This window comes from Thiohalocapsa sp. (genome assembly GCF_022340605.1).
GTDB lineage: Bacteria > Pseudomonadota > Gammaproteobacteria > Chromatiales > Chromatiaceae > Thiohalocapsa.
This window is the reverse complement of the sequence record NZ_JAJDNQ010000066.1, coordinates 18,018-41,614: the sequence shown is the minus strand read 5'-3', so window position 1 is coordinate 41,614 and position 23,597 is coordinate 18,018. Positions and strand designations below refer to the sequence as shown.

16 protein-coding genes are annotated in these 23,597 nt (G+C 70.7%); 4 read left to right on the top strand and 12 right to left on the bottom strand.

The window, feature by feature from the left end:
* The 3 genes from LJE69_RS08820 to LJE69_RS08810 form a co-directional block, all read right to left on the bottom strand.
* A partial coding sequence (locus LJE69_RS08820; protein ID WP_296923996.1) for a hypothetical protein occupies positions 1-229 on the bottom strand: 229 nt, incomplete at its 3' end.
* Between the two features lie 152 nt (positions 230-381).
* Complete coding sequence (yegQ, locus tag LJE69_RS08815) at positions 382-1,713, bottom strand: tRNA 5-hydroxyuridine modification protein YegQ (RefSeq protein WP_296924000.1); 1,332 nt, start codon at positions 1,711-1,713, stop codon at positions 382-384.
* Positions 1,714-1,733: 20 nt separating this feature from the next.
* Positions 1,734-2,945 carry a ChaN family lipoprotein gene (locus tag LJE69_RS08810; protein WP_296923994.1) on the bottom strand — a complete coding sequence of 404 codons (1,212 nt, stop codon included), beginning with the start codon at positions 2,943-2,945 and terminating at the stop codon, positions 1,734-1,736.
* Positions 2,946-3,061: 116 nt separating this feature from the next.
* On the opposite strand from LJE69_RS08810, the gene LJE69_RS08805 reads away from it, so the two are divergent.
* Positions 3,062-5,251 carry a M1 family metallopeptidase gene (locus LJE69_RS08805; RefSeq protein WP_296923992.1) on the top strand — a complete coding sequence of 730 codons (2,190 nt, stop codon included), beginning with the start codon at positions 3,062-3,064 and terminating at the stop codon, positions 5,249-5,251.
* A gap of 261 nt (positions 5,252-5,512) precedes the next feature.
* Here LJE69_RS08805 and LJE69_RS08800 read toward each other — a convergent pair whose 3' ends face one another.
* The 8 genes from LJE69_RS08800 to LJE69_RS08765 form a co-directional block, all read right to left on the bottom strand.
* On the bottom strand, positions 5,513-6,154 hold the full coding sequence (locus LJE69_RS08800; RefSeq protein WP_296923990.1) for a response regulator transcription factor: 642 nt from the start codon (positions 6,152-6,154) through the stop codon (positions 5,513-5,515).
* Between the two features lie 75 nt (positions 6,155-6,229).
* Positions 6,230-7,519, bottom strand: a complete 1,290-nt coding sequence (locus tag LJE69_RS08795) for a ribonuclease H-like domain-containing protein (RefSeq protein WP_296923989.1) — start codon at positions 7,517-7,519, stop codon at positions 6,230-6,232.
* Positions 7,516-10,218 (bottom strand): DEAD/DEAH box helicase, encoded by a 2,703-nt coding sequence (locus LJE69_RS08790; RefSeq protein WP_296923987.1) that lies wholly within the window; start codon positions 10,216-10,218, stop codon positions 7,516-7,518. The genes LJE69_RS08795 and LJE69_RS08790 overlap by 4 nt, the downstream gene beginning before the upstream one ends.
* Positions 10,219-10,603: 385 nt before the next feature.
* On the bottom strand, positions 10,604-11,011 hold the full coding sequence (locus LJE69_RS08785; RefSeq protein WP_296923985.1) for a hypothetical protein: 408 nt from the start codon (positions 11,009-11,011) through the stop codon (positions 10,604-10,606).
* Positions 11,012-11,766: 755 nt separating this feature from the next.
* Positions 11,767-12,507: a formylglycine-generating enzyme family protein gene (locus LJE69_RS08780; protein ID WP_296923983.1), complete on the bottom strand. Its 741-nt coding sequence runs from the start codon at positions 12,505-12,507 to the stop codon at positions 11,767-11,769.
* Between the two features lie 611 nt (positions 12,508-13,118).
* A complete protein-coding gene (locus tag LJE69_RS08775; RefSeq protein ID WP_296923981.1) occupies positions 13,119-13,613 on the bottom strand; it encodes an Hsp20/alpha crystallin family protein in 495 nt (164 codons plus the stop codon).
* A gap of 180 nt (positions 13,614-13,793) precedes the next feature.
* Positions 13,794-14,192: an Hsp20/alpha crystallin family protein gene (locus LJE69_RS08770; protein WP_296923980.1), complete on the bottom strand. Its 399-nt coding sequence runs from the start codon at positions 14,190-14,192 to the stop codon at positions 13,794-13,796.
* A gap of 38 nt (positions 14,193-14,230) precedes the next feature.
* Positions 14,231-14,674 (bottom strand): Hsp20/alpha crystallin family protein, encoded by a 444-nt coding sequence (locus LJE69_RS08765; RefSeq protein WP_296923978.1) that lies wholly within the window; start codon positions 14,672-14,674, stop codon positions 14,231-14,233.
* A gap of 467 nt (positions 14,675-15,141) precedes the next feature.
* Between LJE69_RS08765 and LJE69_RS08760 the strand changes: the two genes are divergently transcribed.
* Positions 15,142-15,759: a hypothetical protein gene (locus LJE69_RS08760; protein ID WP_296923976.1), complete on the top strand. Its 618-nt coding sequence runs from the start codon at positions 15,142-15,144 to the stop codon at positions 15,757-15,759.
* A 216-nt stretch (positions 15,760-15,975) separates the two neighbouring features.
* A complete protein-coding gene (locus LJE69_RS08755; protein WP_296923974.1) occupies positions 15,976-17,193 on the top strand; it encodes a serine hydrolase in 1,218 nt (405 codons plus the stop codon).
* Positions 17,194-17,334: 141 nt separating this feature from the next.
* On the opposite strand, the gene LJE69_RS08750 is transcribed toward LJE69_RS08755, so the two are convergent.
* Positions 17,335-17,496, bottom strand: a complete 162-nt coding sequence (locus tag LJE69_RS08750) for a hypothetical protein (protein ID WP_296923972.1) — start codon at positions 17,494-17,496, stop codon at positions 17,335-17,337.
* Positions 17,497-17,921: 425 nt separating this feature from the next.
* Between LJE69_RS08750 and uvrA the strand changes: the two genes are divergently transcribed.
* Positions 17,922-23,597 (top strand): excinuclease ABC subunit UvrA, encoded by a 5,676-nt coding sequence (uvrA, locus tag LJE69_RS08745; RefSeq protein ID WP_296923970.1) that lies wholly within the window; start codon positions 17,922-17,924, stop codon positions 23,595-23,597.

Genomic DNA, 23,597 nt, shown 5'->3' with positions numbered 1-23,597 from the left:
GCACCCGGTGCGGCCAATGATTGAGCCACGCCGCGCGCTCGGCGTTGCCGTCCTCGAGCGCAATGATCGACTGCATGTAGAGCCCGAACTGCGCGAACAGAAACACCAGCGTGAACACCCCCGCCAGCGCCGCCGCCAACGTGGCGTACAGCGGCAGCTTGTCGTCGGCCGCTACGACGTCGTACAGGCAAGCATGCGCCGGCCGGTTGCCAATGCCGACCGTTGGCACGCGCAGACGGCGTCGATCATGAGTCCGTCCCCCGTCGTGGGAGCGCCGTCCTCGGCGCGACGGGCGCCCAATCGCGGCGGGGACGCCGCTCCCACGGGGCCATGGCTCTGGATGCCGTCATGATCAACGCCTCGCAGATGTGCGATCCACCCCTAGACGGGTGCCGTGAGCAAGCCATGGCGGGATTCGGGCCAGGGCAGCGGCAGGCGCACCCGCCAGCCATCCCCCGGTGCGACATCCAGCGGCTGGCCGTCCGGACCCAGCATCTGCGCCGGCCGCACCTCGGCACTGCCGGCGGGTGTCAGCAGCTCCAGCGGCTGGTCGAGGCGGAAGCGGTTCTTCACCGCGACCTCCACCAGCCCGGTGGCGGTGTCTGGCCCCAGCACCTCGCCGACGAAGAGGCGCCGGTGGCTGCGCGAGGCGCCGTCTGCATAGTTCTGCATCTGCTCGGGCGCGTGGCGACGGTAGAAGCCCTCCGTGTAGCCGCGGTTGGCGAGGTGCTCCAGCGCGTCCAGCAGCTCGGGGCGGAAGGGCCGGCCGGCGGCGGCATCGTCGATGGCCCGCCGGTACACCCAGGTGGTGCGCGCGGTGTAGTAGTGCGACTTGGTGCGGCCCTCGATCTTGAGGCAGTCGATGCCCATGTCCGCGAGCGCCGCCACGTGCCGCACCGCGCGCAGGTCCTTGGCGTTGAGGATGTAGGTGCCCTGCTCGTCCTCGAACACCGGCATGTACTCGCCCGGCCGCTTCGCCTCCTCCGCGAGCCAGACCTCGTCCGCCGCCGGGTGGTGGGCGTCCGCCGGCGGCTCCGTATCCACATCCGCAGATGCCGCCGGCCGCGCGAGCCGGTACGCCCAGCGGCAGGCGTTGGTGCAGGTGCCCTGGTTGGCGTCGCGGTGATTGAAATAGCCGGACAACAGGCAGCGGCCGGAATAGGCGATGCAGACGGCGCCGTGCACGAAGACCTCCAGCTCCATGTCCGGACAGGCGGCGCGGATCTCGGCAATCTCGGCCAGCGACAGCTCCCGCGACAGGATCACGCGGCGGATGCCCTGCCGCTGCCAAAAGCGCACCGCCGCCGCGTTGGTGGTGTTGGCCTGCACCGACAGGTGAATCGCCAGGTCCGGCCAGCGCTCGCGCACCAGCAGAATCAGCCCCGGGTCCGCCATGATGAGCGCATCCGGCGCCAGGGCCACCACCGGCGCCATGTCGTCGAGAAAGGTTCTGAGCTTGGCGCCGTGGGGCAGCGCGTTGGCCGCGAGATAAAAGCGCCGGTCCGCGGCGTGCGCCAGAGCGATGCCGGTGGCGAGGTTGGCGAAGTCGAAGTCGTTGTTGCGCACGCGCAGGCTGTAGCGGGGCACGCCGGCGTAGACGGCGTCGGCACCATAGGCGAGCGCATAGCGCAGATTCTTGAGCGTTCCCGCCGGCGCCAGCAGCTCCGGCCCGCCGCCGGCGCCCCGCGGGCGGGGTGGCCCTGCTGAGCCCATATTGGCAGCGTCCACAGCGCTCAATGCAATTGAACGTCGAAGCGGAGCCGCTCGGTACCCCCGAGCATGGTCTTGCGCAGCACCTGCACGGGCACGGTCTCGCCGGGACGGCTGTCCATCAGCGCGATGCGGATGTCGGCATAGCCGTCGATGGCGTTGTCGCCGACGCCGACGATGCGATCGCCCTCCTCGAGTCCGGCCGCCTTGGCGCCGCTGTCGTCGCTGAAGCCCTGCACGCCGAGGCCCTTGCCCGCGGACTCGGTGTCCAGCATCACGCCCAGCAGGCCGGTGGCCGGCAACTCCACCCGCTGCGGGAACAGGATGAAGTCCGCGAGGTCCGGATCGAACGGCCGCTCGGCACCGCTCACCACCGTCGCCGCGGGCACGTCGATGCGCCGCGCGACGCGCCGCGGGATGCCCTGGCCGTAATCCACGTGGCCGGTGCCGGCCAGCACCACCAGGGTCTTGCCGGGGTGCTCGCGCAGGTAGGCGGCGGCGCGCGCGGCCATGCCCTCGTCCCAGAGCAGTTGCACGTCCAAAAAGCGCTCGAAGTCGGAATGCTTGTCCTTCGGGTGCATGGCGAACACTGCCTTCATCCGCGCCCGGTACACCTCGTCGTCACGGTCGATGTCCGCCGGGATCTGCGCGGCCTGGGCCTTGCTCAGGGATGCCATGCCGCCGACCCCCACCTGGTCGGTGATCTCCTTGGGCAGGTTCAGCGCGATGACCGGGATGCGGTGCTCGCGGGCAAAGCGCAGGATGGGCCGGTACAAGCGATAGTCGAAGCGCCAGCGATCGAAGTACTCCGTGCGCTTCAGCAACTCGGCCTCGCCGATCTCGCCCGCGACGAAGGCATCCAGCGCCGGCTGGAACGGCTGCTGAAAGAATTCCATGCCGATGGCGACGTCACGCCCACGCGCCTGCAAGCCGCGGATGATGCCGAGCTGGTTCAGGTGGTCCTCGTAGTGGTCGTGGGACTCGCCGACATAGACCACGCGCCGGTCCACGATCCGCGCGAGCAGATCGTCGAGTCCGGCGACATCGGCCGTGTCCACCACCTCGGTCCTGGTATCGAGAATCTGGTCCTGACCCGGCAACATGGCGGCCGCGGGGGGCTGTGCCGCCGCGGCCGGTGTGCTGGCCACGAGAGTCCAGGCCACGACAGCGGCGGCCAGGCATGCGATGAGGCCGCCACCGGCGACGAACGGGGTTGTGAAGATGCGCTCGATCATGACACCTGTTGCGATTGTCTGGCGGACATCGCCATTATGGGGCAACTGCGCGGGACAGGCCGCCCCACCGCTCGACCGCACGTCCCGCCCGCGACCGGACCGAACACGGAGCGCCCATGCATTCCACTGTTGAGCTCAACGCGGCGCGGACATCCGCGCCCAACGCAACTCGCTCGCCGAAACGATTCCCTCGCGCGCGGCCCCTGCTTCGTCCGCTGTCGTGGCTGCTCCTGCTCGTGCCGCTGCTGGCAACGGCGTCCACCGAGCAGCCGGTGGTGGCTCACCGCATCGACGCCGTCATCGACCCCGCCGCCGGCACCTTGCATGCCACGGACCAGCTTACCCTGCCGACCGGCGTGCAGCAGGTGACCTTCCTGCTGCACCAGGGACTGCGGCCGCGGGTCAGCAGTGGCGACGCGGTGCTGGAGCGCATCGGCCGCGAGGGTCACCTGGAGCGCTTTCGGCTCAGTGTCGAAGACGGCGAGGCGGTGACCCTCGGCTACGGCGGCCGCATCCGCCATCCGTTCGAGACGGTGCGCGAGGGCATGGGGCGGAACAGCCAGCAACTGGTGGGCACCATCAGCAACGACGGCGTCTTCCTCACCGGGTATACCGGCTGGTATCCGAACGTCCCGGGTGCGCTGAACCGCATGGCCCTGACGGTGCAGGTGCCGCCGGGCTGGCTCGCCGTCTCCCAGGGCGCGGGGCCGGAGTCGGTGGACGGCACCGAGCACCGCATCCGCTGGACCGAGGAGCACCCGCAGGACGAGCTCTATCTGAGCGCCGCCCGCTTCCGCCTGTACCGCCGGGCGACGCCGCATGGCGAGGCGCAGGCTTACCTGCGACTTCCGGACGAGGCGCTCGCCCGGCGCTACCTCGACGCCACCGCCGACTACCTCGACCGCTACAGCCGGCTCATCGGCGAGTACCCCTACGCCAAGTTCGCGCTGGTGGAAAACTTCTGGGAGACGGGCTACGGCATGCCGTCATTCACGCTGCTGGGCTCGCAGGTCATGCGCCTGCCGTTCATCGTGCACAGCTCCTACCCGCACGAGATCCTGCACAACTGGTGGGGTAACAGTGTTTACGTGGACTACGCCTCCGGCAATTGGGCGGAGGGGCTCACCGCGTATCTGTCCGATCACCTGAACCAGGCACTCGCGGGACACGGCGCCGACTACCGCCGCGACCAGCTCAAGGCGTATGCCGATTACGTGCAGCACGACGAAGACTTTCCGCTGACGGCCTTTCGCGCCCGCCACGGCAGCGCTTCCCAAGCCATCGGCTACGGCAAGATGCTGATGGTGACGCACATGTTGCGCGTCATGCTGGGCGACGACACCTTTCGCACGGGGCTCCGAACCTTCTACCGCCACAACCGCTTCCGTACCGCCGACTTCGACGACCTCCGCCTCGCCTTCGCGCTCGCCGCCAATCGCGATCTGCGCGCGTTCTTCGACGCCTGGACCAGGCGCCCCGGCGCCGCCGAGCTGAAGCTTGGGGACGTGCGCATCGAGCATGCGCCCGGAACCGGCTACACCGTCATCGGCAGCGTCTACCAGATTCAGCAGGCGCCGCCGTTCCCGATGACCGTACCGGTCGTGCTGCACACCGAGCGTGGCGATCCAAAGCGGGTGCTCGCCCGGTTCGACGGCCGCGCCGCGCGCTTCGAGGCCCGGCTCCCGCTGCCGCCGGCGCGGGTGGCGGTGGACCCAGAGTTCGACACCTTCCGCCGGCTGCTGCCGGAAGAGTCACCGGCCTCGCTGAGCAACCTGTTCGGCGCCGAGCAGGGTGTCATGGTGCTGCCGGCGCAGGCCCCGGAGGCCGACCGGCGAGCCTATCGACAGTTGGCCGACGCCTGGCGCCAAGGCCATGCCGGCTGGCAGGTCGCCTGGGACAACGAACTGAAAACGCTGCCGGACAGTGGCGCGATCTGGTTGTTCGGCTGGCGGAACGCCTTTCTCGACCAAGTCGTATCGGCGGACCAGGACTTGGACCCCGATGCCGACACCCACGGCGTGACGCTGGCGGGCAACAGACAGACGGACGCGAACGTCGCACTGGCCGTCGGCGATGCCCAGCGGCCGCTGGGGTGGGTGGCAGCGGCGACGCCCACGGCGGTGCCGGGCCTCGCCCGCAAGCTGCCGCACTACGGCAAGTACGGCTACCTGACCTTCGCCGGCGATGCGCCGGACAACCGGCTCAAGGGCCAGTGGCCGCCGGGTGACTCCGCGCTGACCCGCTGGCTGTCCGACGCGCGCCCGCGCTTGCGGATGCCGGTGCGCAGCACGCTCGTGCCACGCTGACCGCGGCGGCCGCCCGGCCGGAGTGTCGCCCTCCAGGGCGACACGGATAGGAACCGCTCAGGGTGGCGGCTACTCCGCTTCGCTGCACTACGGCCCCGTTTCAGACAATCTTGCAGGCCGCCAACCTGAGTGGGGCCGAAGCCGAGGAACCTGGTCGAAGTCTCTGCTCGTGGTCGTGGTCGTGGTCGTGGCCGAGTATCCAATCACGACAACGACAACGACAACGACAACGACGAAAGCAAAATCTGGAGAACCGCTGTACTAGGGCCCGGTGTGAATGCCCCGCATGCCGGTACCCACGCCTGTGTGCAGCGCGACGGCATACTTGACCAGCTCCGCCTGCGACTCCAGCCCCAGCTTGGACATCATGCGCCGGCGATAGGTGTCCACGGTCTTGGTGCTGATGCCCATCACCTCTGCCACTTCGCGGGCACGCTTGCCCTCCGCGAGACCCTTCAGCACCAGCCGCTCCCGGCGTGACAGGAGCCGCTTCTCCGGGCCGCTCAGAATCTCCCCGGCCTCCGGCAGCCAGCTCTGGCCTCGGGCCACGGTACGGATGGCATGTGCGAGGGTGGCGACCGATTCGTCCTTCAACACGTAGCCCTGCACGCCGGCCTCCACCATCTGCGAGACGAAGGGCCGCTCGCCCTGCGCCGACAGCGCGATGACCCGGGTGCGCGGCAGCAGCTTAACGATCCGCTGCGCGGCCTCGATGCCGTCCACCCCTGGCATGCAGACGTCCATCAGCACGATATCCGGCTTCCAAGCCTGAGCCAGGGTGATGGCCTCGCTACCGTCGCTGGCGAAAGCGACGACCCTGATGTCGGTCTCCCGCGAGAGGAGCGCGCCAAGTGACTCGCGGATCATCTTATGGTCGTCCGCGAGAACGACTGTGATGGTCATGGTGTGCCCCCTGTGGACCTGATGGTGGTAAGTCGGCCGATCAGGTGACTTATATCCCTATACCCCCATCAATCGTCAATGGCGCTCATCGGCTCTCTGAACGGCATTACGCAATTTGTCTAGTAATCGCAGCCGCCGCCGTACGGCCGCGACACCAGGCGGCAGCCGCTCCGCGTGCGCCAGCGCGCGCCGGAGATCTTTGGCCCGGTGCTCGAAATGCTTGGCCAGGGCCTCGCGGGCCGCGGCATCGCCGCCGTCCGCGAGCTGCTCCCAGAGTGCCAGCGCGGAGGGCCAGTCGCCGGCGCGGGCATGCAGCCGCGCCAGCAGATGACGGGCGCCGGCGTCCAGGCCGTCGGCTGCCGTGCCGGCCAGCAGCGCGCGGGCACCGTCGGCATCGCCCGCCGCGAGGCGCCAGCGGGCAACGCGCAGCGGGTCCGCGCCAAATGCGCCCGGTGCGCGATGCGCCGCGGCCAGCACCGCCGGCAGCGCGGCGACGGATGCCAGGTCCATCCGGTTGTGCGCCAGCACCGCGCCAAGCCTGCGCCCGTCGCCGCGGCGCAGCCAGTCGAGCCAGGCCGCCGGTGCCTCGGCACCGGGCAGGTCACCAGTGCGCGCGCGGCCCAGCAGCCGCTGCTCGACACCGGCGAGCCGGCAGTCCGGCCAGCGGGTGGCGAAGGCGCGCCGCACCGAGTGCAGCAGGTCGAGATGGCCGACGCCGTCCGTCGGGTCCGGCAGTCGCGCCAGCCGCAGCCGGGCGGCGAGCAGCGGCAGGTCGAAGGTCTTGCCGTTGTAGCTCAGCAGCAGCGCGGCGCCGGCAAGCTCCGCGGTCACGCGCTCCAGAAAGGCCCGCTCGGCGTCGAGGCGCGTCAGCAGGAATTGGGTGATTTCCAGGTGCGCCGCCCGCCATCGCGCGAGCCCCACCACGAACACCCAGGTGCCGGTGCCGCCGGCGAGGCCGCTGGTCTCGGTGTCCAGGGCGATCCAGCCGGCCGGGTCCGCCGGGGCATCCGGCAGCAGCAGTTGCACCGCGGCCGCGTCCGGCCACAGCGCGCAATGGCCGTGCGGCACCGCCAGCGGCTGGCGCCGGCGCAGGCGCAGCACGCCGGGGGCGAGCTGCTCGGCGCCCAGGTGTGTGGCGAGTGCCGCCTCGTCGGGCATAGCGCCCGACGCGTCCGCTGGCGACGCAGCCCGCGCGTGCGGACGGGCGGACTCGCCAGCCGCTGGTGCGGCACCGCCGCGCGCGGCACCGAGCCGGCGCAGCCGCTCCGCCAGCGTGGGCTGTTCAGGCGAGGCTGGCCCACCCGCAGCGGGTGCCGCCGGCGGCTCGCCCCGCACCCGCCGCAATCGCTCGCGCAGGCTGCTCATTCGTCCGCGGTCTGCTGCGATGGGCGCGACAGCGTGCCGGTACCCGGACCGGGCAGCGCCTCGCCGCGGTCCTCGGCCCCCGGCGCCCGGCCCTCCAGCAGGCCAAGCACCGCCAGCGCCAGATGCTTGGGCGTCTGCACACGCTGCTCGTCCCCCGGCAGGATGGGCCCGATGCAGGCCGGGCAGCCAGCGCGGCAGGCGCATCCCTGCACCAGCGCCCGTGCGTCCGCCAGCAGCGCCCGCGCCGCGTCGAACAGCGGCGCGGACAGGCCGACGCCGCCCGGGTAGTTGTCGTAGAGGAAGAGCGTGGGCTCGAAGCGGCCGGCGAGGCACGCGCCGTCGAGTTGCTCGTTGTCCGGCCCGCGCAGTTGGCCGCGGCCGTCGGCGCCGACCACGGCGAACCAGCGCCCCTGCCCGTCGCCGACGGCGCGGCCGAGGTCGCCGAGCTCCGCCATGGCCCGCAGCGCCGCCACGTGGTGCAGGGCGTAGGCGGCGCCGAGGAAGCCCTCGACGGCCCGCTCGCGGCCGCCGAAGGTCTCGGCGATGGCCGCCTCCAGCGCCCGCGGGTGGACCTGCCACCAGACCGCGGTGGTGTGCATCTCCTGGTCCGGCAGGTCGATGTTGCCGTAGCCGATGTTGTCGTGGCTGTAGTAGCGGATCTTCTTGTAGCCGGGGTAGCGACGCACCAGGTGCACCTCGCCATGCGCCGCGGCGGCCTGCCCGGCGGCCCCGTCCGCATTGGTGATGCGGTCGAATTCGGCCAGGATCTTGAGCTTGGTATAGTCGATGGCGTCGGTGTAGTAGTCCGCGCGGGTTTTGGTGACGAAGGCCTTGCGGCCGGTCCAGTCGAGGCGCTCCACCTGGTAGGGCTGGGACTGGACCATGTAGATGGCGCCCTCGTACACCGTGCCCGGCGCGCCGGTGTAGTCCACCTCGGCGATGATGGTCTGCTTGCCGCCACTGGTGTCGATGACGACGAAGTTGCCTTCCGCCACCGAGCGCAGCGACACGGCGTTGGCCGGGTAGCTGTCGGCGATCCAGTACCACTGCCCGCCCTGGCGCTGCAGCAGGCCCTCGTCGCGCAGGTAGGCGAGCATCTCGGCCAGGTCCTCGGCGCAGTCGCCGAAGGCCTCGCCGTCGCGGAACGGCAGCTCGAACGCGGCGCAGCGCACGTGGTCCATCAGGATCAGGAGCTGGTCCGGGTGGATGCGCGCGTGCTCCGGCGACCTCCCCAAGAAGAACTCCGGGTGCCGCACCATGTACTGATCCAGCGGGTCGCTGGTGGCCACCAGCACGCCGAGGCTGGGGCGATTGCGCCGCCCGGCGCGGCCGAGGCGCTGCCAGGTGGCGGCGATGGTGCCCGGGTAGCCGTTCAGCACCGCCACGTCCAGCGCGCCGATGTCCACGCCCAGTTCCAGCGCCGAGGTGCTCACCACGCAGTCCACCCGCCCCGCGCGCAGTGCCTGCTCGCCGCTGCGCCGCTCGCTCGGCAGGTAGCCGCCGCGGTAGGCGAGCACTCGCGGCGGGCGGCGCGGGTCGCGGTCAAAGACGTCCTTCAGGTACTTGGTGATGACCTCCACCATCAACCGCGAGCGGGCGAAGACGATGTTCTTGAGCCCTTGCCTGGTGGCCGCGCGCGCGATGCGGGTGGTCTGGGAGCGAGCCGACGCGCGGATGCCGAGATCCGGGTCGATGACCGGCGGGTTCCATAGCAGCAGGTGCCGCTCGCCACGGGGCGCCCCGCTGTCGGTGACGGCCCGGACCTCGGCGCCGATGAGCCGGCCGGCCAGCGCCGCCGGATTGGCGATGGTGGCCGACGCGAAGATGAAGCGCGGGCTGGCCCCATAGAAGCGGCAAATGCGCTGAAGCCGCCGGAAGACATTGGCCACATGGCTGCCGAACACACCGCGGTAGCTGTGCAGCTCGTCCACGACGACGTACTCCAGCGACTCGAAGAACTGCGCCCATTTGGTGTGGTGCGGCAGGATCGCCTGGTGCAGCATGTCCGGGTTCGACAGCACGATGTCGCCGCGGGTGCGCACCGCCTTGCGGGCGTCGCCGGGGGTGTCGCCGTCGAAGGTGAAGGCTTTGATGCCTAGCGTGCCCCGGTCGCGCTGATCGGGATCGGGATCGATATTCGCGCCGCGCGCCTTGGCTCCGTGAGGAGTATTCGAACCCGGTGGCAACTTCGATAGCGATTTTGATGGTGCCGCGGCGCTCGCACCGCCCACCAACGCCTGATTCAGCTCCGCTAGCTCCGCCACCTGATCCTGCGCCAGCGCCTTGGTGGGGAACAGATACAGCGCCTTCGCCCCACGGCTCAGCACCGCGTCCAGCACCGGGAGGTTGTAGCAGAGCGTCTTGCCCGACGCCGTCGGCGTCGCCACCACCAGGTGCTCGCCCCGCTGGGCCAGGTCCCAGGCGGCGCGCTGGTGGGCGTAGAGCCGCGTCAGCCCGCGGGCCGCCAGCGCCGCGCGCAGCCGCGGGTGCAGCGCTTCCGGCAGCTCCGCGAAGCGTGCGGGCTGCGCCGGCATGGTCAGCTCGCCGGTGATGCGGGCGGCGTACTTGCGCTTCAGGCCGCCGAGGAGGCGCCTGACGTGGTCGTCATTCGGGTTGGGCGCGCGCTGCGCCGGCGTGGCTATTGCGGATGATTGCTCGGTAGGCCGCAGCTGCGGCGGTAGGGTCAGACTGGCGGGCATCTGCGGGCTCCGGCTCGGGTTTGCCGGAGCCTAGCCGCTGGGGTGGCTCAATCCGTGAGCCCGCGGAGCGCGCCCTTTGTTTCAGCGCGCAGCTCAACCGCACCGTGGCCGATGCGCGGGGTGCGCTCTTCGTGAGAGCGCCACTGCTGTTTGTGGCGCGATTGCGCCGGGTAGCAGTGGTGGCAACAGGACCTAGTCCATCCGCGTAAAGATGCCGAGGCCCTTCTTGCTACAGCCATCCACGTGTCCCTCGGGAGGGCGACATTCCCGGGCGGCGACGGCCGGAGCGCTGGCCGGAGCGCTGGCCGGAGTGTCGCCCTCCAGGGCGACACCGATGAAGTTTCTTCACCGCCCCCGGGGGCCTCGACATGCGTGCGCTCACGCGCTACTCCTCCACGCGCTCGACGCGCGTCTTCAGCTTGTCCACCAGGGCCAGCAGCGCGGCCTCGTCCATGCTGGCCGGGTCGAAGCCGTCCACCTCGACGCTGCGCTCTCCGTCCGTCACCTTGATGCGCAGAGGCCGGTTGCGCAGCGTCCACTCCTTGAGGAACACCACCAGCGCGGGCACCGTCGCCGGCAGCACCGCCAGCAGCAGCGCGCCGGCGGTGATCAGCTCGCCGGACTTGGTGCCAGGTGCGGCGGGGCCGGCCGTGACCGGCTCGATGCGCTCGGCGAGCGCCGCGTCGGTGAGCTCGCGATTCAGCGAGGCGCCGGCGGCGAGCAAGGTCTCGTCGTCGGCCATGGTGGGGTCGGCAAGGATCTGGAGGGTCAGCGGGGCAGTTGGGTTGGACATCTATGGCTCCCGGGCTTGGGCGGTGAAGAATCTCTTGCCGGCCTCGATGATGATTCGGCTCGGCGTCGCGTCCTATCTTTGGTCGGGCCAACGTGAGGGGGTCCGACGTGGCCGTTGCGGATCTGGCGCACGCCGGCCCCGGCGATCTGGTCGTGGCCGACCGCAACTACCCGTCCTTTGGCATGCTCGCCGAGCTGAGCCGGCGCGGGATCGACTTCGCCATCCGCTGCTCCAACCGCTCGTTTCGCCAAGCGCGCGCGATGCGCCGCGGCGCGGGACCCGATAGCCAGATCGTTGAGCTCAGGTCCGCCGACGGCAAGGTCGGCGCCACCCGCGAGGCCGGCCTGCCGACCCGACTGCGGGTGCGCTTCGTGCGCGTGCGCCTGGGCACCGGCGAGTACGAGGTGCTGGTCACTTCGCTGCTCGAAGACCATCGGCGAGCGCCTGACCGCCTTGTTCTTGACCAACCCCACGTCGTACCGCGCGGGTCGCAATCCCCCGCGCAAAAGCACCTCCGCCCGCGGCCTGCTCGACTATCACCGCCGGCGCCGGAAGCATTGCTATTGAACACATTTTGGCTAAATTCAATGGCAGTGACGCTCCAGCGTGGGAGCAAGCGGCGACGCTCCAGCGTCGCGTCGTCGGCGCGGCGGCACCACGCACCGCTGGAGCGGTGCGACTACACTCCCACGCTGGAGCGTGGGAGCGAGGTGAGCAACGCGATCATCAGCGGGTTACGGGCGCCCATCGTCGGGTTACGCTGCGCTAACCCGACTACGGGCTGCGTTGCGCCAAGTCCGAGCCGGCAGGATGCCGGCGCTCCCGGGGGCCAGCAGGATGCCGGCGCTCCCAGAGGGCCCGCAGGATGCCGGCGCTGCCGCCGGCGGGCTGGCCGCGGTGCCGGCGCGGCAGGCGTATTCCCACTCTACCTCGCTGGGCAGCCGGTAGGGCTGGCCGGTCTGTAGCGCGAGCCACTGGCAGTAGGCGATGGCGTCGTCCCACCTGACGTTGATCACCGGGCGCTTGCCGCGGCCCCAGCCCTTGTCATCCGGCTTGTCCGTGGCGGTTGCCGCGCAGAAGCGGTCGTACTCGTCGAAGGTGACGGGAGAGCGGCCGATGGCGAAGGGAGAGCTGATCCGGACCTCGTGCTGCGGCTTTTCGCGTTCGAAGGCCATGCCGTCGCTGTCCGGCGAGCCCATCAGGAAGCGGCCGGGCGGGAGCCAGAGCATTTCCGGGCCTTCTCCGCCATCCTTCAGCGTGTCGAGGAAGGCGGTGAGGGGCTTCGCCGCTCGCGCGGCCAGGGCGAGCTCGATCTCCCGGTAGACGAAGCGGTCGCGCTCCTGCATCTGCCGTTCAGCGAGCACGGTGCGGATGGCCTCACGCGTCGCCGCATCGCAGGCGGGATCATCGAGCCGGCGCGCCAGCTCACGGACGGCGCCCTCGCGGACGTAGAGCTTGCCGGACGCCAGGTCCGCCAGCAGGTCCGCGGGCAGCAATCGTTCCGGCGTCCGCCGCCAGGCAGCACGAGGTCGTCGCGCCCGGCCTCGGCGAACAGGCATTCAATCGCGCCCTCGACGCTGCCGCGGTCGGCGTTCAGCAGGGGCTTGACGCTGTCGAAGCCGCCGATGGCGGGGTCTTCGAGCACCGCGGCGAGGTCGCGCACGTCGTCGGCCGGCACCACCAGCGGGGCGAGCCGGGCGTCCTGGTAGGCGTCGTTGCCGATGAGCAGGGCGGTCTTGTGGGCGGACATCCTTAGGGGTGGCTTCTCCGAGCGGGCTCATTCTGCAGACGGACGGCTATTGGCCGAGGATTCTAAGCGATTCACCGGGCGGTGCGGGCGGTCCGAGAAGTGCCGGCTACACGATCGGTGTCATGTCCGCCGCCGTTGAAAATGTGTGCGCTGTGGCGCGGTGGGAGCGCCACTGGTGTTTGTGGCGCGACGGTGAGCGGGTGGCGGTGGGCTGCGAAGTTTGCGGTGCTGACTTGGGTGGCCGGCCTCGGCGCCGGTCGCGGCACCGAGAGTGCCGCTCCCATGGGTTGCCGGGGCCGACTCGAAGTCGGCGCCCCCAGGGGATGTGGGCGACCCCCGGGGGGCGCGGCCTCGGGGTCAATGGACGGTCACCTGCACCTTGCGGCGGTGGTCGGCGGACTTGGGCAGCTCGACGCGCAGGACGCCGTTGCGGTAGGTGGCGTCGGCCCGGGTGGTGTCGACGGGGCCGGGCAGCGGCACGACGCGCTGAAAGCTGCCGTAGGCGCACTCGGTGACTTGCCAGCGGCCCTCGCTACGCTCGCTGGCCATGTGCTTCTCGCCGCTGACGACGAGGAAGTCATCCTGGACCTCGAGCCGGATGTCGTCCTTGCTCATGCCCGGCGCCTCGACGCGCACCACCACGTGGTCATCGTCCTCGAAGACCTCGGCGGCGAGCAGGCCCCAGCCAGTGCTGCGCTCGGCGAGCTCGCGGGCCTCGTCGGCGTTGTTGCCGCGGCCGACCTTGAAGCGGGTCATGGCGCCGGAGGCGTTTCGAGAGAGCTGGTCCCAGCCTTCCACGACCCGATCCCAGGCCTGGCTCAGGCCTTCGCGAATCTGTTGCAGTGTCGACATGCTCGATACCTCCTCTTGCGCTCGGCACCAGCGCGCGGGCAGCGCCGCGCGCGGTGCCGCTGTTGGTCATTTGCAAGGGCGACGCGAAGGGGCAAGGGCCAAGGGCCGAGCGCCAAGGCCCCGCGCCCTTAGGTCGCGGCTCCAAGGCAACCCGCCCTCCTAGCCCCTAGCCCCTTCTTTCTAGGAAGCCTTCACCTCGATCCGCCGCGGCCGCATCTCCGGATGCTTCGGGATGCGCAGGGTCAGGACGCCATCCTTGAGCCGCGCCTCGATCTTGTCCGGCTCCAGCTCGTTGCTCAGCGTGAAGCTGCGGCTGAAGCGGGTGGTGCGCACGTCGGCATACAGCGCCTCGGCGCCTTTCGGCAGCTCGATCTGGGCATCGCCCTCGATCTGCAGGGTGTTGGCATCCACGTGCACGTGCAGCCGCTCCTTCGCGACGCCGGGCATGTCCGCCATCAGCGTGATGCCCTCGGCGTCTTCGAGGATGTCTACCGGCGGGCGCAGGGCGGTCGTCTCACGGCGCGCCGCGACCTCGGGCGTGTCGGTGCCGGCCTGGGCGTTCTCGACTTGGGTGTTCATGTCGTTCCTCCGAAGCGGTGTGGGTGACTGGCCGGATCTCAGCTCACGGTGATGCGCCGCGGTTGCGACGCCTCGCGCCGCTGCAAGACCACGTGCAGGATGCCGTCGCGATAGCTTGCATCGACGCGCTCGGGGTCGACGTCCTCGGGCAGCGTCAGCGCCCGGCGGAACTCGCCACTGTAGCGCTCGGTGCGGTACCAGCCGCTCTCATCACCGCGGTCGATCTGGCGCTGGCCGGCGATGGTGAGCAGGTTCTGCTGGATGGAGATATCCAGCTCATTGGGGTCCAGCCCCGGCGCGAACAGGTAGACGTCCACCCGCTCGGGGGTGGCGCCGATGTTGATGGGCGGCCAACCGCCGAGGCCCGGGGAGCGCAGCTGCGCCGTGTAAGGCCAACGGCCGAAGGACTCGTCCAGCTCGCGCTGGAGTCGGTTGAGATCATCGAACAGGCTGCCTTGCAGACCAGTGAAGGTGCCGAACATCGCTCTTGCTCCTGTGCGTGGATTGCACGCAGTCTTAGGTTGCTCGATGTGGCGCGACGGGAACCGCCGATTCAGACCTCCGGCGTGTGGCGCGAGGCCGGCGCCGCCATGGCACCCGCCCCTCGGGCGGCAACCCGGCTGGCACGCTGGCACCGTCGCTAGCACCGGAGGACAGCAGCACCGCCGCTGTCACACTGCTTTAGCACTCTAATCGGGAGAGTGCTAACTCAATTTTTGTCCTTTTCCGCACCAAGTCAAGGGGCCCTTTCCGCAATCCAAACAAGGGTCTGCAGCCGCCCACGACGGCCGGTCCGCGGCGCCGACGAACATCGGGGACCACACGGCTTGCGGCGATGCGCAAGCTGGCAGCGGCTCCGCTGGCTGGCGACAATGCGCACGGTTGCCGCGGATGCCATCGCGCCGGCGCCGGATCGTGCCCGCCACCAACGCCACCGGGGAGCCAGCCCATGGACCTGCCGCGTCTGATCAGACAGCGCCTCGACGCCCAACTCGCACCGCTCGCCGAACGCGCCGCGGCCGCGGGTATCACGGGCGACCGACTGCAATGGGGCATGCTCGGCCTCGCCGCCGGGGTCGGTGGGCTGCTGCTGGCGACGCCGGTGCTGCTGCCGGGCGGGTACGGCGTGCTGCTCCTGTTGCCAATGGCGTTGGCGGTGCGCGCGGCCGCGCTGGCCGTCGCGGACCTGCTGGCGCGCGATCACCCCGACCTGCCGCCGCGCGATCCCGCCGCGCGTGAGGTCACGGACGCCGGCGCAGAGGTGCTGCTCTACCTGCCGCTGGCGGCCTATCCCGGCGTGGCGGCGGCACCGGTGGTGCTGCTCGTGGTGCTGGGGCTGCTGGCGGAGATCGCCGGCCTGGCGCCGTTGCTGCGCGGCGGCGAGCGCCGCCGGGACGGCCCCATGGGCATGCACGATCGCGCGATCGTCTTCGCCATCGCCGGGCTGATCCTCGCCCTGGACCCGCGCGGCGCCGCCTGGCTGACCTGGCTGCTGCTCCCCGCCACGGCACTGGCAGTGGTGACCCTCGTGGCCCGAATGCGCCGGGCGGATGCCACCGGCGACTGACGGCACGGACTTGTACGCATGCCATGCGCTTGTCGCGCGTCTGCGGCTATTGCCGCGCCGGTGCTCGGGTTAGACTGCACGGCCGTTTGAGTGCGTACGTCCAGCAGCCCATCAGCGGAAGGACGTGCCGATGATCCGTAGAAACATCCCCCTGGTGCTCGCGCCACCGCGGCCAGGTATCCCGCAGAACCACTTGGAGTCAGGAGAAGCCCCCGGATGCAGCCGCACCGCCTCGTGTTGGGCGCAGCCCTGTGCCTCGGCCTTGCCACCGTTGCCGCCCACGCCGCCGCCGCAACGGCGCAGACGTGCGAATTCACCGATGCCGAGCGAAAGACCGCCGAGATCACCCTGACCACGGTGCAGGCGGCCATGCCGGGCCTGATCGAGCGCTACGGTCTGCCCGGCGCGTCGGTGGCCCTGATCGCCGACGGCCATGTGCGCTGGACCGCCGGCTACGGCTGGGCGATACCGGCCAAGCGCATCCCCTTCTCGCCGGATACCGTGTTCCAGGTGGGGTCAATGACCGCTCCCCTCACTGCCTGGGCGGTGCTGGACCTGGTGCAGCGCGGCAGGATCGATCTCGACAAGCCGGTGAGCAAGTACCTGCGGGGGCGAGATCTGCCCGAGTCGCCCTTCGACGCGGACGCCGTCACACCGCGCCGGGTGCTGAGCAACACCGCCGGGCTGTCCATTAAGCGCTACGGTGGCTTCGGGCCGAAGCAGAAACTCCAGACCCTCGATCAGTCCCTGCGCGGGGCGCTCGACGCCGGCGGCCAGCCGCTGGTCATCGCCGCCCCGCCCGGCAGCGGCTTCGCCTACTCCGCCGGCGGCTTTGCGCTGGCGGAGCTGATGGTGCGCCAGACCGGCAACGAGCAGTTCGGCAAGTTCGTCGACCGGCAGATCCTGCGGCGCCTGGACATGTTCCGCACGAGCCTGCCGGACCGCCCGGACCAGGCGCCGCCACTGGCGGTCACCTACAACGACGCCGGCAAGCCGGCCCCGGCGCGCGCCTTCGCGGCCCTCGGCGCCGCCGGACTCCAGACCACGGCGGCAGACTATGCCCGTTTCGTCGCGGCACTGATGCCGGGCCCCTGCGGCGAGCCGCTGGGCCGGAAGGTCATCAAGGCCGACCTCGTGAAGCAGGCCGTAGAGCCGCAGCCCGACAGCGACAACGAGCTGCTGTTCGCGGGGTCGAAGTACGGCCTCGGGATGGCCATCAAGACCCTGCCGGGCAGTGGCCACACCCTCCTGTACCAGCCCGGTGACAACCCGCCCAACTGGCACGGACTGTTCGCCGCGGTGCCGGAGCGCCAGTCCGGCATGGTGGTACTCACCAGCGCCGCCGGCGGCCGCGACATGCGCATAGCGCTGCTGTGCACCTGGCTAGGCGGCCTCGGCGAGGAGTTGCCGGGGGAGTGCGCGGGGAAGAACTAGTACAGCAGCGTGAATATTCCGAGACCGGTCTCTGGCCGATCCCTTGCAGTGTCGCCCTGGAGGGCGACACGGATTGGCGTTGCGAGCGGTCTCGGCACTTCCGTACCAGCGGACCAGCCGCCGCGGCAGCCGCCACATCCGTCACTGACGGTCAGGAGCCGCAGGACGCCCAGCGGCGAGGCGCTCGTCCAGCAACTCCTCCACCGCTCGCAGAAAGCCCACCAGGTGGTAGAGATCCGCGGTGCGGGCGGTCTTGTACAGGGTCTGCTCGCGCTTGCCGAGCCTGCCCGCAATGGCCGCCATTGGCTCGCCGGCAAGGAGCCCCGCCGCCAGTGGCAACCAGCTGCCACGAGAGCCGTGCAGGCGGCCGAAGGCGAACGCGAGGCCATGGAACGGTTTAAATTTTAAGAATTCTACGAAATTGGTTGAGCGGGCTGCGGATGGTCCGCCGGATGACTCGGGTCCCGGATGCGCGACACCGCGGAGCGGTGTCGCGAGACAGTGGCGAAATCTCAAGGCTTAAACGCTGCACGTCACCTGCCAGGTGCGCGCCGCTGCGGCCGCTCTTTCGAGGATGATGCCAGGCTCGGCGTGTCCTCGAGCCGGCGCTCCGCCTGCGCGCGCAGTTCGATGACTTGACGCCTGCACGCCGCCTGCCATGATGACCGGCTATGCCGATGCGCCCGCGTCGGCTCCCCACCAGCCCCCAGCAGCGCCCCACCCCACCCATGTCCGACCCGGCCGACCGCATCCGCCTGCGCGGGGTGCGGCAGAACAACCTGAAGAACCTGGACCTGGATCTGCCCCTCGGGGAGCTGATCGTCGTGACGGGCGTGTCCGGCTCCGGCAAGTCGTCGCTCGCCTTCGATACCGTCTATGCGGAGGGCCAGCGGCGCTACGTGGAGACCTTCTCACCCTACGCGCGGCAGTTTCTGGACCGCATGGACCGGCCGCGGGCCGATCGCATCGACGGCATCCCGCCGGCGATTGCCATCGACCAGACCAACCCGGTGCGCACCTCCCGCTCCACCGTGGGCACGATGACGGAGCTGAACGACCACCTGAAGCTGCTGTTCGCCCGCGCGGCGCCGCTGTTCTGCCGCGGCTGCGGGCGCGAGGTGCGGCGCGACACGCCGGAGAGCATCTGGGGCGCGCTGCGGCATCGCAGCGGTCAGGATCACGCCGACGCCACCGACCGGCCGGCGCCCGTGCGTGCGCTGATCTGCTTCGACGTGCCGGTGCCAGCGTCCATGTCGACCGAGCAGTTGAAGGAGCTCCTCGGGCAGCAGGGCTACATCCGGTTTCTCGCGGAAACGGACGAGCGCCTGGAGGTCATCCAGGATCGGCTCAAGCTGGATGCGGACAACCAGAGCCGCGCGGTGGAGGCCCTGGCCGCCGCGCTGGAGCACGGCCACGGGCGGCTGCGGGTGTATCCGCTGGACGCCGAGCGCAAGCCCGGCGAGCCGTGGCGCTTCTCGGCGGACCTGCACTGCCCGGACTGCGACATCCACTACCGCGATCCGCAGCCGGCGCTGTTCTCGTTCAACTCGCCGCTCGGGGCCTGCGACACCTGCCGCGGCTTCGGGCGGGTGATCGGCATCGACTGGTCGCTGGTGGTGCCGGACGAGTCGAAGAGCCTGCTCGCGGGCGCCATCAAGCCCATCCAGTCCGACAGTTACTCGGAGGTGCAGGAGGACCTGATCGGCTTCGCCCACCGCCGCGGCATCCCCACCGACGTGCCCTGGCGCGATCTCTCGGACGCCGACCGGCACTGGGTGCTGGAGGGCGAGGGCGAGTGGGAGGACCAGGTCTGGTACGGCATCCGCCGCTTCTTCGGCTGGCTGGAAGGGCGCGCCTACAAGATGCACGTGCGGGTGCTGCTGTCCCGCTACCGCAGCTACGACACCTGCCCCGCCTGCAACGGCGCCCGGCTGAAAGACGCCGCGCTGGACTTCCGCGTCGGCGACCATGCGCTGGCGGATGCCGCGCTGCCCCGTGGCGAGCGCTTCCGGCACGCGCGCGTGAGCATGCCCGAGACCGCCTGGTTCGGCCTGCCGGGGCTCAATGTGCACGACCTCCTGTGCCTGCCCATCGAGCGCTGCCGGGCCTTCTTCGACGACCTGGCATTGCCCGGCGCCATGGACCAGGCGATGGAGCTGCTGCTCGCCAACATCCGCTCGCGGCTCAGGTACCTGACCGAGGTCGGGCTCGGCTATCTGACCCTGGACCGCCAGTCCCGCACCCTGTCCGGCGGCGAGGTGCAGCGCATCAATCTCACCACGGCGCTCGGCACCTCGTTGGTGAACACCCTGTTCGTGCTGGATGAGCCCAGCATCGGCCTGCACCCGCGCGACATGGACCGGGTGGTGGCGATCCTCCAGCGGCTGCGCGACCAGGGCAACACCCTGCTGGTGGTGGAGCACGACCCGCAGGTGATGCGCGCGGCGGACCGCATCATCGACATCGGCCCCGGCCCCGGCGAGCGCGGCGGCGAGTTGGTGTTCCAGGGCACGCCGGCGGCGCTCCTGACGTGCGAGGGCTCGCTCACGGGCGACTACCTGGCCGGGCGCCGGCACGTGGAGCCACCCCGGGAGCCAAAGCCGCCGGCCGACGGCACGCCGGCCATCGCCATCCGTGGCGCACGCGAGCACAACCTGCGCGGCATCGATCTGGACATTCCGCTCGGGCGGCTGGTGGTGGTGACCGGCGTGTCCGGCTCCGGCAAGTCCACGCTGGTGCAGGAGGTGCTGTTCCACCACCTGGCGAAGGCAAAGGGCCACCCGGAGGGTGCGCTCGGCGATTGCGACGCGGTGCGGGGCGCGGACATCATCAATGACGTGCTGATGCTGGACCAGTCGCCCATCGGCCGCACCTCGCGCTCCAACCCGGCGAGCTTCGTCGGCGCGCTGGACCCGATCCGCAAGCTCTTCGCCGCGACGCCGCTGGCCAAGGAGCGCGGCTACAAGGCCGGGCACTTCAGTTTTAACTCGGGCCCGGGGCGCTGCCCCACCTGCGCCGGCTCCGGCTTCGAGCACGTGGAGATGCAGTTCCTGTCCGACGTGTATCTGCGTTGCCCGGACTGCAACGGGCGGCGCTACAAGTCCTCGCTGCTGGAGGTGCGGCTGAACGGGTTAGAGGCAGGGGGCGGTGGGCGGTGCGCGGAGCGGACGCTGCGAGATGGCCTCAACATCGCCGCGGTGCTGGAGCTGACCGTGGCCGAGGCGCTGGCGGCCTTCGCCGAGCATGCGGACGTCACCCGCGCCTTGAAGCCGCTGGCCGACGTGGGCCTGGACTATGTGCGCCTCGGCCAGCCGGTGCCGACCCTGTCCGGCGGCGAGGCGCAGCGCCTGAAGCTCGCCGGGCACCTGGCCAAGTCGCTCAAGAAGCGTCGCGGCGCCGGGCTGCTGTTCCTGCTGGACGAGCCGACCACGGGCCTGCACTTCGACGACATTGCCACCCTGCTCCGCGCCTTCCGCCGGCTCATCGATGCCGGCCACTCGCTGGTGGTGATCGAGCACAACCTGGACCTGATCCGCGCCGCAGACTGGCTCATCGATCTCGGACCCGAGGGCGGCGACGGCGGTGGCGCGGTGGTTTGCACCGGGACACCTGAGCAAGTCGCCCAGCACGCGACCAGCCATACCGGGCGCGCGCTACGAGCGGAGGCGGCGCTCGCCGAGACGCCTGCGCAAGGCGCGCCGGGCGACAGGACCGAGGGCCAAGAGTCAGGGACCTTGGCTGGCGTCGCGGAAGCGCCGGCCGGCTACGTGGTCGCCACTAACGGTGGTTTCTCGCCCCTCGCCTCCAGCCCCTCCATCCTCATTCGTCATGCGCGCGAGCACAACCTGAAGGACCTGAGCCTGTCCATCCCGCGGGAGCGCTTCGTGGTCATCACCGGCGTGTCCGGCAGCGGCAAGAGCACGCTCGCCTTCGACATCCTGTTCGCCGAGGGACAGCGGCGCTACCTGGAGTCGCTGAACGCCTATGCGCGGCAGTTCGTGCAGCCGGCGGCGCGCGCCGACGTGGACGCCGTGTTCGGCATCCCGCCCACCGTCGCCATCGAGCAGCGCACCAGCCGCGGCGGGCGCAAGAGTACCGTCGGCACCCTCACCGAGATCCACCATTTCCTGCGGCTGTTGTATGTCAAGCTCGGGGTGCAGCACTGCCCGGACTGCGACCTGCCCATCGCCGCGCAGCCGCGCGCGGCCATCCTGGAGCGCCTGCGCGACGAGCACGCCGGCCGAACGGTCACGCTGCTGGCGCCGCTGGTGATCGCCCGCAAGGGCATCTACAACGACCTCGCCGCATGGGCAGCCCGCAACGGCCACACCCTGCTGTGGGTGGACGGCGAACCGGCACCGACCCAGCCCTGGCCCGAGCTCGACCGCTTCCGCGAGCACGACATCGACCTCCCCGTCGCCGAGCTGGACCCGGGCAACCTGCCCGCGGCGGAGCTTGCCGCACTGCTGGACCAGGCGCTGGACCTGGGCAAGGGCATGGTGCGGGTGCTGCCGGCGGCCGACGAGGCGCCGACCAGCAACTATTCCACCAGCCGCACCTGCCCCGGCTGCGGCAAGGCCTTCGAAGAGCCGGACCCGCGGCTGTTCTCCTACAACTCCAAGCACGGCTGGTGCACGACCTGCTTCGGCACCGGCGCCGAGCTGGCGGGCTTCGACGCGGAGCAGACCGGCGAAGAAGGAAACTGGCTGGAGGGCGCGGGGCTGACAGAGGACGAGGCCGGCGCCTGCCCTAGCTGTCACGGCGCCCGCCTCAACCCCGAGGCACTGGCGGTGCGCTTCAAGGACCAGAACATCGCTGAGCTCTCGGCACTGACGGTGACGGCCGCCGCGGACTGGCTACGCGCGCTGCGGCTCGACGCGCGGGAGGCGGCCATCGGTGCCGACGTCGCCGCCGAGGTGCGCGCCAGACTCGGCTTTCTGGAGCAGGTGGGGCTCGGCTATCTGACCCTGGACCGCGCGGCGCCGACGCTCTCCGGCGGCGAGGCGCAGCGCATCCGCCTCGCCGCCCAGCTCGGCTCGAGCCTGCGCGGCGTCTGCTACGTGCTGGACGAGCCGAGCATCGGCCTGCACCACCGCGACAACGCGCGGCTCATCGACACCCTGGAAGGGCTGCGCCGGCGCGGCAACAGCGTCATCGTCGTCGAGCACGACGAGGAGACCATGCGCCGCGCGGACGAGATCATCGATCTGGGCCCAGGGGCCGGGCGCCAGGGCGGTGGGCTGGTGGCACGCGGCAGCGCCGCCGACCTGGCGGCCGAGCCCGCATCGGTCACCGGCCGCTTCCTGGCGCGCCCGCCGCAACCGCCGGCGCAGGCGCCGCGCGACTGCCCGGCAGTACCGTCCAAGCGGCTTGTGATTCGCGGCGCCCGCCTGAACAACCTCAAGGACTTGGAGGTCTCGATCCCGCTGGCGCGCCTCGTGTGCGTCACCGGCGTCTCCGGCTCCGGCAAGTCCACGCTGGTGCGGGACGTGCTGGCGCGCTCGGTACACGGCCTGTTGGCCGCCGAGCGGCCGGGCGCGCACGCCCGCAGCCAGGCGCTGCATGGCTGCCGGGAGGTGGCGGGCTGGCCGGCGCTGAGCCGGGTACTGGAGGTAGACCAGACGCCCATCGGCAAGACGCCACGCTCTTGCCCGGCGACTTACATCGGCTTCTGGGACCACATCCGGCGGCTGTTCGCCGCAACGCCGGAGGCACGCATGCTCGGTTGGGGGCCGGGGCGCTTCTCCTTCAACACCAAGGGCGGGCGCTGCGATGCCTGCGAAGGCCAGGGCGTGCAGCGCATGGAGATGAGCTTCCTGCCTGACGTGAAAGTCCCCTGCGAGGTCTGCCACGGCAGCCGCTTCAACGCCGAGACCCGCGCCATCCGCTACCGCGACCACGGCATCGGCGAGGTGCTGCGCTTGAGCGTCGACGCCGCCGTGGATGTGTTTGCCGCGCACCCGGCCGTGCGCGGGCCGTTGGAGCTGTTACAGGCGATCGGGCTCGGCTATCTGACGCTGGGTCAGGCGAGCCCGACCCTATCGGGCGGCGAGGCGCAACGCATCAAGCTGGTGGCGGAGTTGGCCAAGGCGCGCAGCGACGCCGAAGGGCGTGCCGAGCGGCCGACCCTGTATGTGCTGGACGAGCCCAGTGTCGGCCTGCACATGGCGGACGTGCGGCGGCTCATCACGGTGCTGCAGCGGCTGGTGGATGCCGGGCACTCCGTCGTGGTCATCGAGCACGACCTGGACCTTGTCGCGGCGGCGGACTGGGTCATCGACCTGGGTCCGGAGGGCGGCGCGGGCGGCGGGCGGCAGGTGGCGGCCGGCGCGCCGATGGAGATCGCCGCGGCAGGCAGCGGCTACACCGCCGCGGCACTGCGGGGGCGTTTCGGCCTGGACTGA